Here is a 13,116-nt window from a genome sequence, read left to right on the forward strand (position 1 = left end):
ACGCCTTCTCAGGGATACGACACCACGGTCGACGGCACCGTAGAGGTCCCCGACGTCGGCGTCCCGGTGTCATTGATGACGCGCTCGTACTGCCCCTTCCCGCCCAGCGACACGACCAGCAGATCGTGGAAGCGCACGCCGGGTGCGTTCGGGGCGGCGAAGCCGTGGTGCTGCACGATCGTGGGGTCCACGTTGTAGTAGCAGTAACTGCCCAGTCCCCAGCCCTCGTGCGAGGTCACGCGGTCACCGACCTTGTAGGCGGCGTACCCCTTGACCGCGCCGTTCTGGATGGCGGCCTGGTTCGGGGCGTCGTACGCCTTCTCGTTCTGGAAGAAGATCGTGCGGCCGCGCTGACCGTTCCACTGGACGTCGTACTTGTTGAAGTGCTCCACGAACAGGCCGGTCGCCAGGACGTCGTCGCCGCTCACCACGACGCCGTAGTCGGCGCGGTTGGTCTCCCAGCCGACTCCGTCGCCGTGGTCGGCGCGCCACACCCAAGTGTGGTCGACGATCGTGTGCCGGCTGTTGATCACCATGCTGGTGGTGGCCTTGCCGGCGCCCGCTCCGCCGATGCGGACGAACACGTCCTGCACGGTGGTCGGGTTGGCGGAGTGGTCCTTGGACGCGCCCTGCGGCCCGATTTCCAGCAGGGTCGCCGAGTTGACGGGTCCGGCGTCGACCAGGAACCCGGCCAGCCGGACTCCGTCGACGTCGGCGACCTTCAGGGCCGTGGCGCCGCCGTCCGGGATGAGGGTCGCGTAGCCGAGGCCCAGGACGACGGTGTTCGGCCGGTTCACCTGGATCGGCCGGTCGACGTGATAGATCCCCGGGGTGAGCAGCAGGTGCAGTCCCTGTGCGAGCGCCTGGTTGAGCGTGGCCGCCGAGACGCCGGGCCGCGCGACATAGAACTGGGTCAGTGGCAGCGAGGTCCCTCGCGGGGTGCCGTTGCCCCAGGTCACGCCGCGCGCGTTCGTCCGCTTCTCCGGCAGGAAGACCCGGAACCCGCCTCCGTCGACGTACAGGAACGGCTTCTCACGGGAGACGGGTGTCGTGTCGAGCGTGGTGTACGGCGGGTTGGGGAAGCTCTGCGCGGGGGCTCCCTCGACGCCGGAGAACACCATGTTCCACACGCCGTTGAGCCAGCCGCCGATCGCGCTGTCCCGGGTGTACCACTGCTGCTGGGAGTACGGCCCGACCTGGCCGTCGATACGGCTGTCGGCGATGTAGCCGCCGCTCGCCCAGCCGTAGCCGGTGGGGGAGAGGTTGAGGCCGCCGCGCACATGCATACGGCGGAACGGGGCCGCCTGCGCGACCGCCCAGCGGTTGGTGCCGTTCGCGGGAACGAGCGCCAGGTTCTCCGCCGAACGCCAGAAGTTCTGCGTCGCGTTGCCGTCGAACCAGCCGGCGTCGACCGTGACATCGCCGTTGATGGTGGTGTCGTCGGGCGACAGGCCCAGGCCCGCGATCGAGGTGTAGAAGCCGAGTTGGGCGTTGAGGCCCTGATAGGTGCCGGGCTTGAACAGCAGGGCGTAGCGGCCGGTGCCGAACTGCGCCGACTCCTGCTGCCGGAACACCTCGTCGAGGCGGGCCTGGATGCCCGGGGTCGACGGGTCGAAGACGAGGACGTTGGGGCCGAGGTCACCGCCACCAGGTAGGGGGCGCGGCTTCTTCCGGGCCGATGGGACGGCGGAAGCCTCGGCCGACAGGCCGAGCACAGTGGGCGTCGACGCGATCGCGGCGCCGATGAGGGCCCTGCGGCCGACCGAGGGCGGCCCCGAGGACTGGGAGGACGGGGAGGAAGTGGGCATCGGGCGGCTCTCCAGGTTCAGGAAGTGAACGTCGTGGGGTGCGGGGAGCGCTCTCTCGTCGCTGAATGGTTCAACCGTGGAACGGGTGAGTCAAGAGGTACGCCCGAAGTTCGGAGACTGTGTCAAAACCCTTGACGCGTCCGCGTTCCAGGGCTTAACTCACGCTCTAAATTAAGCCGTGACGCACTTCCCGGAAGGGCCATCTGGAGCCATGCGCAGCATCCGAGCCGCGGCCGTAGGCGCCGTCACCCTGTCCCTAGCTCTGGCCGCCTCGGCGTGCGGAGGCGGTTCGCCGACGGGCGGCGGGTCCGACGACTCGCCGAAGACCCTCACGTACTGGGCCTCCAACCAGGGCGCCAGTATCGAGGTCGACAAGAAGGTCCTCCAGCCCGAACTCGACAAGTTCGAGAAGCAGACCGGCATCGAGGTGAAGCTGGAGGTCGTGCCCTGGTCGGACCTGCTCAACCGGATCCTGACGGCGACGACTTCCGGCCAGGGCCCCGACGTCCTGAACATCGGCAACACCTGGAGCGCCTCCCTCCAGGCCACCGGGGCGCTGCTGCCGTGGAACGCCGAGAACCTCGGCAGGATCGGCGGCAAGGACCGGTTCGTGGAGTCGGCGCTCGGCTCGACCGGCGCCGACGGCGAGGACCCGGCCGCGGTGCCGCTGTACTCGATGGCGTACGCGCTCTACTACAACAAGAAGATGTTCGCCGACGCGGGCATCTCGAAGCCGCCGGCCACCTGGGACGAGCTGACAGCCGACGGGAAGAAGCTGTCGAAGGGCGGCAAGTGGGGCCTGGGCACGGAGGGTTCGAACCCGGCGGAGAACATCCACCACGCCGTCGTCTTCGCCAAGCAGCACGGCGCCGACTTCTTCACCGCCGACGGCAAGCCCGACTTCACCTCCGACGGAGCGGTCGCGGGAGTCAAGCGGTTCGTCGACCTGATGGCCAAGGACAAGGTCATCGCACCGGGCAACGCCGAGTACGCGCAGAACCAGTCGGTGAGCGACTTCGCCAAGGGCAGGACCGCGATGCTGCTGTGGCAGTCCGCCTCCGCCAACCTCAAGTCGCAGGGCATGAGCGAGGACTCCTACGGAATCGCCCCCGTGCCCGTGGGGTCCGGCGCCCCCGGCTCCGGCACCGGCGTCAACTCGATGGTCATGGGTATCAACCTGGCCGTCTTCAAGAACACCGACAACCTCGACGGCGCCACGAAGTTCGTGAAGTTCATGACCAGCGACGCGGAGCAGAAGATCCTCAACGCGGCCTACAGCTCGATCCCGCCGGTCAAGGGCGCACAGTCGGACCAGGCCTTCGGCACCCCGGCGAACGCGGTCCTCAAGGACACCCTCGCGAAGAGCGCCGTAGCGGCACCGCAGGTCGCCGACGAGTCGCAGTTCGAGACGGCCGTCGGTACGGCCGTCAAGGAGCTGTGGGCCGACGCCGCCGCCGGACGCCCCGTGACCACCGACTCGGTGAAGGCGGCGCTGGAGAAGGCCCAGCAGCAGATGCCGACGAAGTGAGCGCGATGACCACCACGGCCCCCGCCGAGGCCGCCGTGCGCAAGAGCTCCCCCGGGACGGCGGACGGCCCCCGCCGCCGTCCCGGGCGGATCCGCCGCATCGGCCTGCCGTACCTGCTGCTCCTGCCCGCGCTGCTCCTCGAACTCCTGGTCCATCTCGTGCCGATGGTGATCGGCATCGCGATGAGCTTCAAGGAGCTCACGCAGTTCTACATCCGCGACTGGACCACGGCCCCCTGGAACGGCCTCGCCAACTACGAGATGTCGGTGGACTTCGACGCCCCGGTCGGCGCGGCGCTGCTCCACTCCTTCCTGGTCACCATCGCCTTCACCCTGCTCTCGGTCGGCCTGTGCTGGCTGATCGGCACGGCGGCCGCGATCTGCATGCAGGACACCTTCCGCGGCCGGGGCCTGCTGCGCGCCCTGTTCCTGGTGCCGTACGCGCTGCCCGTCTACACGGCCGTCATCACCTGGGTCTTCATGTTCCAGCACGACAACGGCCTGGTGAACCACGTCCTGCACGACCAGCTCGGCCTCACCGACCAGCCCTCCTTCTGGCTCATCGGCGACAACAGCTTCCTCGCGCTGCTGACGGTGTCGGTGTGGAAGGGCTGGCCGTTCGCCTTCCTCATCGTGATGGCCGGGCTGCAGAACATCCCGAAGGAGCTGTACGAGGCGGCGGCCCTGGACGGGGCAGGCATGTGGCAGCAGATCCGCCGCATCACCCTGCCGTCCCTGCGCCCGGTCAACCAGGTCCTCGTCCTGGTGCTCTTTCTGTGGACGTTCAACGACTTCAACACGCCGTACGTCCTGTTCGGCAAGACCGCACCCGCCGCCGCGGACCTCATCTCGGTGCACATCTACCAGGCGTCGTTCGTCACCTGGAACTTCGGCACGGGTTCGGCGATGTCCGTCCTCCTGCTGCTGTTCCTGCTGCTGGTGACGGGCGTCTACCTCTGGCTCACCTCACGCCGCGGACGGAGGACCGCCGATGCGTAACTCCCCGATGGCGCCACCCATACAGAACTCCCCGATGGCACCGCCGAGTTCCTTCCTCTGGTCCCGGCGGATCTTCCTCACGCTGCTCACCGGCTTCGTCCTGGTCCCGGTCTACGTGATGGTCTCCAGCTCCCTGAAGCCGCTCGCGGACGTCACGGGGAAGTTCCGCTGGCTGCCCAGCAGCCTGACCGTCCGCCCGTACATCGACATCTGGTCGACGGTGCCGCTCGCGAAGTACTTCGTGAACTCGCTGATCGTGGCGGGCGCGGCGACGGTCTGCTCGGTGGTGATCGCGGTCTTCGCCGCGTACGCGGTCAGCCGCTACAGCTTCCGCGGCAAGCGGGTCTTCACGGTCACGGTGCTCTCCACGCAGATGTTCCCGGGCATCCTCTTTCTCCTCCCCCTGTTCCTCATCTACGTCAACATCGGCAACGCCACCGGCATCGCCCTGTTCGGCTCGCGCGGCGGCCTGATCCTGACGTACCTGACTTTCTCCCTCCCGTTCTCGATCTGGATGCTCATCGGGTACTTCGACTCGGTGCCGCGGGACCTGGACGAGGCGGCGCTGGTCGACGGCTGCGGCCCGCTGGGCGCGCTGTTCAGGGTCGTGGTCCCGGCCGCGGTCCCCGGCATCGTCGCGGTCGCCGTCTACGCCTTCATGACCGCCTGGGGCGAGGTGCTGTTCGCCTCGGTGATGACCAACGACACCACCCGCACCCTCGCCGTCGGCCTCCAGGGCTACTCCACGCTCAACGACGTGTACTGGAACCAGATCATGGCCGCCTCGCTGGTCGTCAGCGTCCCCGTGGTGGCGGGCTTCCTCCTCCTCCAGCGCTATCTGGTCGCCGGCCTGACGGCGGGCGCCGTCAAGTGACCAACACCCCACATTCCGAAGGGATCTCCGTGTCCGACCGCATCGACCTCGCCGCACTCCCGCACGACTTCCTGTGGGGCACGGCCACATCGGCGTACCAGATCGAGGGCGCCGTGGCGGAGGACGGACGGTCCCCGTCGATCTGGGACACCTTCTCCCACACTCCCGGCAAGATCGCCGGCGACGACCACGGCGACGTCGCCTGCGACCACTACCACCGCTGGCGCGAGGACATCGCCCTGATGCGTCGACTGGGGACGAACGCCTACCGTCTGTCGATCGCCTGGCCGCGCGTCGTACCCGGCGGCGACGGCCCGACCAACCCCAAGGGCCTCGCCTTCTACGACGAGCTGGTCGACGCGCTGCTGGAGGTCGGCATCACCCCGTCCGTCACCCTCTACCACTGGGATCTGCCGCAGGCCCTCCAGGACCGGGGCGGCTGGCCGCAGCGGGAGACGGCCGAGCACTTCGCCGCCTACGCCTCGGTCGTCGCCGAACGCCTCGGCGACCGGGTCACCCACTTCGCCACCCTCAACGAACCGTCCTGCTCCGCCTGGATCGGCCACCTGGAAGGCAAGATGGCCCCCGGCCTCACCGACCTCACGGCCGCGGTCCGCGCCTCCTACCACCTCCTCCTCGGCCACGGTCTCGCCACCCAGGCGATCCGCGCGGCCGCACCCGGCGCCGAGATCGGCATCGTCAACAACCTCTCGACGGTGTACGCGGCCGGCGACCGCCCCGAGGACGAAGCCGCCGCCCGCCGCCAGGACGGCCACGTCAACCGCTGGTGGCTCGACCCGGTGCACGGCCGCGGCTTCCCGGCCGACATGGTCGAGACCTACGGCGTCGACCTCCCGGAGCGCACGGGCGACCCGGAGACGATCGCCGCCCCCCTGGACTGGCTGGGCCTGAACTACTACTTCCCGGCCCACGTCGTCGACGACCCCGAGGGCCCGGCGCCGTACGCCCGCGCGGTCCGCCGCCCGAACGTGCCGCGCACCGGCATGGACTGGGAGATCGACGCGAGCGGCATCGAGACACTGCTGCTCCGCCTGACCCACGAGTACGGGGCACGCAGGCTGTACGTCACCGAGAACGGCTCGGCCTACCCCGACGTCGTACGCCCCGACGGCACGATCGACGACCCCGAGCGCCAGGACTACCTGCTCCAGCACCTCGCCGCCTGCGCCTCCGCCGCCCGCAAGGGGGTGCCGCTGGCGGGGTACTTCGCGTGGTCGCTGCTGGACAACTTCGAGTGGGCTTACGGGTATGCGAAGCGGTTCGGGCTGGTCCATGTTGACTACCGGACGCAGGTGCGGACGATCAAGGGCACGGGTCGACGGTACGCGGAGATCATCCGAAGCCACCGGGACGGGGCGCGACGGGCTGCCTGACCACGACTGCACGAAGGGTATGCAGAATCCCGCGCTGCGGCCGCGTTTGCGGTGAGGGCCGCGCCGGAACCCCTGATCACCAGAAGTGAGACGGCTGTCACCAACGGTGGATACTGTGTTTGCCGTAGAGGACTCGCAAGTTGGGGGCGGCATGGGGCTGGCAAACGAGAAGATCATCTCCAAGGTGGAGGACCTGCTGCTCGGAAGGTGGGTCATTCCCTCGATCCAGCGGGACTTCGTCTGGATGCGGCCCGACGTACGCGATCTTTTCGACTCGCTCTACCGGGGCTATCCGGTCGGTGCGCTGCTGTTGTGGAAGACTAACTTGACGGTGCCTTTCAAGACCGCGGCCGTCGTTCAGACCGCCCAGTCCACACACCAACTCCTCTACTTGCTGGACGGGCAGCAGCGGTTGACGTCCCTTGCATGGGTCTACCGACCTGAGTCCAAGGCCGACGGCAGGCTCATCGACCTGCGCTTCGACGTGCGTACCGAGGAGTTCGTCAACCCCAGCGCGATCCAGCGCAAGGATCCGCTGCTGTTTCCGGTGTCGCTACTGCTCCAGGAGAACGTGCAGTTCTACCAGGTCCTCAATGAGGCCGGAGTACGGTTTGACGACCCGGACTTCGGCCCTTGGACACAGCGGCTGCAAAAGGTGAACAACATCCGACAGCACCAAATCGCTGTCATCACCTACGAGTCCGACGACTACGAGGAGGTCGCCGAACTCTTCGCTCGGCTGAACAAAGGCGGCCGGCGGCTGTCGAAGGGGGATCTCGTCTACAGCGCCATCGCAGCCCGCTGGTCGGACGGGTTGGACACCATGGACGCCTTCCATCAGGAGCTGCAGGACAGCAACTTCGCCCTGAACAGGGAGGCGGTCCTGCGCCTCATGAGCCTTTTGGCGGGAACCGGCGCCCATCACATCAAGCTCATCGGGGCGGCTGTGGACGAAGCGGCGCTGAAAGAAGCTTGGCAGGCCACCGAGAGGGCTCTCCGTTTCGCCATCGACTTCCTGAAGGGTGAGTGTTCCATCCCGCGGTCCGAGGTTCTCTCGTCGCCGAACGTCACCATCGTGCCTGCTCTGTTGCTGCACCACCGGGACGGCAAACTGCGCCCGGGGGAGGCCCAGTTGCTGCGCCGCTGGGTGTACACGGCGATGGCGTTCAGTCACTACTCGCTGCAGGTCGAGGGCAAGCTCGACGCGGAGGCCCGGCTGATCAAGACGCGTCAGGGAGAGGACCTGTTCGCGGAGCTCATCCGCCGGGCGTCCGGCACCCGGTCCCTGGACAGCGCCCTCCACCCCAGGGATCTGGAGCAGAAGTACTCCACACACGCCTTCTTCAAGCTGCTCTACATCGCCGCGTTGCGCGGCACGGCGCGGGACTGGGCGACCAACATCGCCATCAGCGACCAGCCGATGAACAGCAGTGCCAAGATCGAGTATCACCATGTCTTCCCGCGCGCCCGAGTCCAGGGGGCGTACGCGAAGGAGGAGTGGAACAGTCTCGCCAATCTGGCCTTCGTCACCGGTCAGACCAACAAGATGATCTCCGCCAGACTGCCCGTCGACTACATGGCCGGCATCGCGCCGGAGCGCCTGGCCGAACAGTGGATCCCCGGCGATCCGGAACTACGGTCCATGGAACGGTTCCCCGACTTCCTGGCCGCACGAAGGCGCTCGCTGGCCAACGTCCTCAACAAGTTGCTGGGACTTCCCGCGTACACCGGGCAGGCCACCCACCAGGACATCGACGAGCTGCCTGCCGACGAGGAGGTGATCGCAGAGGATCCGGCCGCGCCCACGCTTGTCGGTGCGGAGATCCAGGGCCTCCGGACGGAGCAGGGCGTCGAGATCCACGCGATCTACGAAGGCCGACGCATCAACGCCTACTACGACCCTTCGTCCCGCATCGTGACGATCCCCTCCGGCCCCGGACGCGGTGAGTACGAGACTCCCAGTGGGGCGGCAGTCGCAGCGGTGAAGGCCCTCAACCCGCACGTCAATCCGAATCGCAACGGCTGGTCGTTCTGGACCGTCAGTGCCACGGGGGCGCTCTTGCAGAGCATCCGGTAGCGGGATGCCTGGTGCAGACGGCTCTCCGGCCTCACACGCCGGCCTCCACCAGGAACGGGCTGGGTGCGCCGCACCACGAGACGTACAGGCTGTCCCGTGCCCTCGTGCAGGCGACGAACAGCAAGCAGCGTTCGGACATCATGTCCGTCTCGTGCTGCTTGGGGTCCACGTCGGGCGGTGTGACCGCTTTCGGGAAGGGCAGAGCGCCGTCGTTGGCACCGATGACCGCGACGCAGCGGAACTCCAAACCCTTGAACGAGTGCATGGTCCCGACGCGCACGGCTTCCGTTTCCCCAGGCGTAATGGCGGCGCGCAGTGGTGCGGCGGGGATGCCTGCGGTCTTGAGATGTGCCACCGCCCTGGCGGACGTCTTGTTGAACCGGGTGCTGACCCCTATCTCCCCGGCGCCGACGCCCGCCTCCCGCCACGCCCGCACCTGAGCGACGAGCGCGTCCAGTTCGGCCTCCTCGGTCGCCGCGGTGTGCACCGCGGGTCCGTCGCCGTGGAGGGCGGAGCGGTACCCGAGCAGCGTGTCGTCGCGCCCCTCGTCCTCCAGTTGGGCGATGGGGCGGCCGACGAGCAGTGAGGTGGACCAGCGCAGGATCTCCTGCGTGCTGCGGTAGTTCTTGCGGAGCTTCACCGACCGCCCGGCGACCTTGATGCCGAGTGACTTCAGGGACACCTTCGAGTCGTATATGCGCTGATGAGGGTCGCCGGCGATAAACAGGTCGTCCGGGCGGGCGGGGACGGCCGCGCGCAGGAGCCGCCACTGCGTCGGGTGGAGGTCCTGTGCCTCGTCCACCACTACGTGCCGGTACTGCGGTCCCTTCTCCTCCAGCAAGCGTGCTGCCTGCGCGCAGGTCTGCAGCCAGGTACGGGCCGCGTCGGCGGCCATATCAGCCGCAAACCGTTCCACCGTCTCCCACACCAGCGGCCGCTGTGCCGCGGCCAGCCGACTCCCGCGGCCACGCCGGTCCGCAGCCTCGTATTCGGCCAGGGTCCTGATGTTCTGTGCGAGGACGACGTGCCGGTACTCCTGCGCCAGGAACTGGGCACTGCCGGTGAACCCGGTCGCCTTGGCAGCCTTCGCCCAGCGGCTCTCCTCCTGGTTGTACATAAGCGGCCGGAGTGCCACCGCGTCCGGCGCCTCGGCGACAACACGGCTCGCGAAGCCGTCCACCGTCGAGATGTCAACCCGTTCGCACAGCTCCGGATCCTCCACCAGGGACTCCAGACCGGAACGAAGCGCGCTGACAAGAGCGTTGGTGTACGTCGTGAGCAGGATGCGGTCCCCGTCACGCAGATGGCCCAGCAGGTGCTTGACCCGGTGCAGTGCCACCACGGTCTTCCCGGTGCCCGGCCCGCCGGTGACCTGGGCGGGCCCCGAGTAGGACGCCCGATAGGCAACCTTGCGCTGGGAAGGGTGAAGGAAGATCCGCCAGGCCGAGAAGGGCTTCTCGAGGATGTCCCGCAGTTCCTCGGTGGCCGTGACCAGCGCGATACGCGCCCGGGTGTGCTGGATCGCCGTCTCGTAGTCCTGCGTGTCCACCGGCTGCGTAGACGCCTGCAGGGCGGGCGCGACGATGTCCTGCCACACCTCCTCGACCGTGCAGCCCTCCGCGAGATACTGCAGCACCTCGCGCTGGTCCTGTGGCAACAGCGGTGCGAACACCTCCAGTTGATCCTTGTCCACCAGCGACCGGGCCTGCCGCAACGTCTCGGCGTCGATACCGAGGGCGGTCAGGTCCCCGTCGGAGAATTTCGCGAACAGCCGCTTCTTCGGCGAGGTCTCCGCCACCCGCTCGTACGCCGGCGTGATCTCGTCCAGGGTGGCCGCGTCCCGGATCTCGACGGCCCGTGTCACCTCGTTGATGCTGGACTTCTGCTTCTTCGCCCAGTCGATGGCCTTGTCGTGCTGCATGACCCGCAGCAGCACGAAGGTGTCCCCGGAGGACGGAGCCAGCACGACGCCACGCCAGAACTGGTCGATGCGGATCGTGCGGATCTGTTTGTCCTTCGCGTTCGTCAGGCTCTCCAGCTTCAGTCCCGGATCCTTGAAGAGCTGATCGAGAGTGAGCCGGCTGAACTTCTCCCAGGCGTCGAGGACGCCCCTCCTGACCGGGGGCTGGAGCTTGGGAAGTTCGGCGAAGAAGCCGATGTCGAAGGCAAGTTGCGGCATGGATGGATCCTAAGGGCCGGGCGGGCTACGGTACGGAGGAAAGGCCAGGTCAGGCAGGCGAGCCGGCGGGGCCACCGTCGAGATCCAGACGGATCACCGCGAGTGTCTCGGCCACCTCGGCCGTGAGCTCGTCGTCCGGACCCCACACCATGCACAAGTCCGCGTGCAGCGGATCGAGGACATCGAACGCGTCAGCCGTCCGCCCCTGCGCGAGCAGCAGCATGCCGATGTCCCGGCGCAGTGTGACGGCCTCCTCGCTGACGTCGCTGTCGACGGACCGGACGACGTCGAGTACGTCCCGGAGCGCCGCGAGTGCGTCGGTGACCTGGCCGAGTTCCGCACGACACCGGGCCGCCTGGGCACGGCAGTCGAGGGCTGCCTTACTGGTCGGCCCGCTGATCCTGGCGTGCGTGGCGGCGAGAGCCTCGAACTCCGGCAGCGCGGCGCGGAAGTCGCCGCCGAGCAGACGGCTGACCGCACGCCGCATCCGCAGCGCGAGCACCACCTTGTTCTCCGCGCCCAGGGCGCGCGCGGCGGGCTCGACCAACTCGCCGACCACCTCGGCCGCCTGCGCGAACCGGTCTTCCTCCATGAGGGCGTCGTAGTGCTCGCGTACCTCCCTGATCTGCGCGCGCAGCGTCTCCGGGAGGGGCACCGGCGCCGCCGCTTCGGCTGCGCCGGGCACTGCGGGGGCGGGTTGCCCGACCGTTCCGCCGCGTCGACGGGGAGCGTACGGGCGACGGAACACCCCGGTCGGGTCGGGCGCTCCGGCCGGTCCCGTCTCGTGCGGTGCCGGCTCCTCCCCGGCAGCCGGCAGGAAGGGCCGCAGCCGCTCGTACACCTCCTGTACGTCCGCCGGGCGTGCCTCCGGTGCCTTGCGGAGCAGGTCCAGGACGAGTTCCTCCAGCTCGGCCGGGACCTCGGCGCGCAGCTGCCGTAGCGGTGTCGGCGCGGCGTTGACGTGCTGGAACATCACCAGGAACTCACTGTCTGCGCTGAACACCAGCCGCCCGCTGAGCAGTTCGTGCAGCACACATCCCAGCGCGTACAGGTCGGCCTGCGGCGTCACCTGCCCGCCGCGCACTTGCTCCGGTGACATGTACTGGTACGTGCCGATAGGACTGCCGGTCGCGGTCAGCTTGGTGACGTCGGTCCGCAGGATTGCCGCGATGCCGAAGTCGAGAACCTTCACGGTCCCGTCCTGGGCCACGATGATGTTGCTCGGCTTCAAGTCGCGGTGAATTACCGGGACGTCGTGCGCGTGCGACAGCACCGTGGCCACCTGTGCCGCGACGGCGACGGCCCAGCTGACAGGGAGCGGTCGGTCGGGGTGGATGTAGTGGGTCAGCGGGACGCCGTCGACCAGTTCCATCACCAGGAACAGCTGCTCGTACGACTCGTCCAGCACGGCGTCGTACACCTGCGGCACGCCAGGATGCCGGATCCGTGCCGTGATCCTCGCCTCCCGCTTGAACCGCTTGGCCAGCTCCTCGGCAAGCTGCGGGGAGGTGGCGGCCTGTCCCCTGATCACCTTCACAGCGACGGGCCGGTCCAGTACGGCGTCGTAACCGCGCCACACGTCGCCCATGCCGCCGTGGCTGAGCTCCTCCAGCAGTTCGTAACGTCCCGCGACCGGCTTCTGTGGCACCCGTGCCCCCGTCGAGTGTTCTCGCCGGCGTGCGGTGGGTCGGCGCCGGTCCGACTGGTTGGGACAAGTCTTGCGGGTGCGGCGATCTTCCGTCCAGCGGCTGTGGCGTGTGCCGCTCAGATTGGCGGGATTGACAGCTGTGCCCAGACCGTTTTGCCTGGTCCGTCGTGACGGGGGCAGAAGCCCCATGTGTCAGCGAGAGCCTCGACGAGCAGCAGACCCCGACCACCGGCACTGGTTACTTGGGCCATGGGACCAGCGGGCGCGGGGGTAGGGAGCCGCTCGCCGCGGGTGTCGGTCACTTCGATGCGTACGGTCGTCTCGTCGTCGGCGGTGAGTTGTACGTGGAAGTCGCGGCCGAGGACCCGTCCGTGCTGGACGGCGTTGGCACACAGTTCGGCCGCGATGAGGGTGAGTGCGTCGTGTGGGTCACTTCCGCACGGGATGCCCCAGGCGTCGAGCCGTTCGGCGCAGAGACGGCGGGCGAGGCGGGCACCGCGTGGGGTTGAGCTGAAGCGCATGGCGAAGTGGGCGGTAGGCACGGTGAGTTGGGTGGTGGATGTGGTGGGCGTTGTGGCTGTGGGCTTGCTGGTCATGACTCCAAGGTGGT

At 68.2% G+C, this 13,116-nt stretch carries 9 protein-coding genes; 5 read left to right on the forward strand and 4 right to left on the reverse strand.

The genetic code is table 11. The features are described 5' to 3' along the window. Positions 1 to 8 precede the first annotated feature (8 nt). On the reverse strand, positions 9 to 1,808 hold the full coding sequence (locus ACFWYS_RS08105; protein ID WP_384764856.1) for a coagulation factor 5/8 type domain-containing protein: 1,800 nt from the start codon (positions 1,806 to 1,808) through the stop codon (positions 9 to 11). 211 nt (positions 1,809 to 2,019) lie between these two features. On the opposite strand from ACFWYS_RS08105, the gene ACFWYS_RS08110 reads away from it, so the two are divergent. The 5 genes from ACFWYS_RS08110 (at position 2,020) to ACFWYS_RS08130 (ending at position 8,679) form a co-directional block, all read left to right on the forward strand. Beyond that, positions 2,020 to 3,336, forward strand: a complete 1,317-nt coding sequence (locus ACFWYS_RS08110) for an ABC transporter substrate-binding protein (RefSeq protein ID WP_384764858.1) — start codon at positions 2,020 to 2,022, stop codon at positions 3,334 to 3,336. Between the two features lie 5 nt (positions 3,337 to 3,341). Then, the gene (locus tag ACFWYS_RS08115) at positions 3,342 to 4,334 is read left to right on the forward strand and encodes a carbohydrate ABC transporter permease (RefSeq protein ID WP_384764860.1); all 993 of its coding nucleotides are present in this window, start codon (positions 3,342 to 3,344) and stop codon (positions 4,332 to 4,334) included. 34 nt (positions 4,335 to 4,368) lie between these two features. Next, complete coding sequence (locus tag ACFWYS_RS08120; RefSeq protein WP_384764861.1) at positions 4,369 to 5,208, forward strand: carbohydrate ABC transporter permease; 840 nt, start codon at positions 4,369 to 4,371, stop codon at positions 5,206 to 5,208. A gap of 29 nt (positions 5,209 to 5,237) precedes the next feature. After that, positions 5,238 to 6,602 (forward strand): GH1 family beta-glucosidase, encoded by a 1,365-nt coding sequence (locus ACFWYS_RS08125; RefSeq protein WP_384764862.1) that lies wholly within the window; start codon positions 5,238 to 5,240, stop codon positions 6,600 to 6,602. A 151-nt stretch (positions 6,603 to 6,753) separates the two neighbouring features. Then, a complete protein-coding gene (locus ACFWYS_RS08130; protein ID WP_384764864.1) occupies positions 6,754 to 8,679 on the forward strand; it encodes a DUF262 domain-containing protein in 1,926 nt (641 codons plus the stop codon). A gap of 31 nt (positions 8,680 to 8,710) precedes the next feature. Here ACFWYS_RS08130 and ACFWYS_RS08135 read toward each other — a convergent pair whose 3' ends face one another. The 3 genes from ACFWYS_RS08135 to ACFWYS_RS08145 form a co-directional block, all read right to left on the reverse strand. Next, entirely contained in the window at positions 8,711 to 10,858 is a 2,148-nt protein-coding gene (locus ACFWYS_RS08135) for a UvrD-helicase domain-containing protein (protein WP_384764866.1), read from the reverse strand. Between the two features lie 49 nt (positions 10,859 to 10,907). Beyond that, positions 10,908 to 12,506: a protein kinase gene (locus ACFWYS_RS08140; protein WP_384764868.1), complete on the reverse strand. Its 1,599-nt coding sequence runs from the start codon at positions 12,504 to 12,506 to the stop codon at positions 10,908 to 10,910. Positions 12,507 to 12,622: 116 nt separating this feature from the next. After that, positions 12,623 to 13,102 (reverse strand): ATP-binding protein, encoded by a 480-nt coding sequence (locus ACFWYS_RS08145; protein ID WP_384764870.1) that lies wholly within the window; start codon positions 13,100 to 13,102, stop codon positions 12,623 to 12,625. Positions 13,103 to 13,116 lie beyond the last annotated feature (14 nt).

The sequence above is a fragment of the Streptomyces sp. NPDC059010 genome, from assembly GCF_042740355.1.
GTDB lineage: Bacteria > Actinomycetota > Actinomycetes > Streptomycetales > Streptomycetaceae > Streptomyces.

Coding starts and splice junctions, on each gene's coding strand:
- ACFWYS_RS08105 (WP_384764856.1), bottom strand. CDS start 1,808: ATGCCCACTTCCTCCCCGTCCTCCCAGTCCTCGGGGCCGCCCTCGGTC.
- ACFWYS_RS08110 (WP_384764858.1), top strand. CDS start 2,020: ATGCGCAGCATCCGAGCCGCGGCCGTAGGCGCCGTCACCCTGTCCCTA.
- ACFWYS_RS08115 (WP_384764860.1), top strand. CDS start 3,342: ATGACCACCACGGCCCCCGCCGAGGCCGCCGTGCGCAAGAGCTCCCCC.
- ACFWYS_RS08120 (WP_384764861.1), top strand. CDS start 4,369: ATGGCACCGCCGAGTTCCTTCCTCTGGTCCCGGCGGATCTTCCTCACG.
- ACFWYS_RS08130 (WP_384764864.1), top strand. CDS start 6,754: ATGGGGCTGGCAAACGAGAAGATCATCTCCAAGGTGGAGGACCTGCTG.
- ACFWYS_RS08135 (WP_384764866.1), bottom strand. CDS start 10,858: ATGCCGCAACTTGCCTTCGACATCGGCTTCTTCGCCGAACTTCCCAAG.
- ACFWYS_RS08145 (WP_384764870.1), bottom strand. CDS start 13,102: ATGACCAGCAAGCCCACAGCCACAACGCCCACCACATCCACCACCCAA.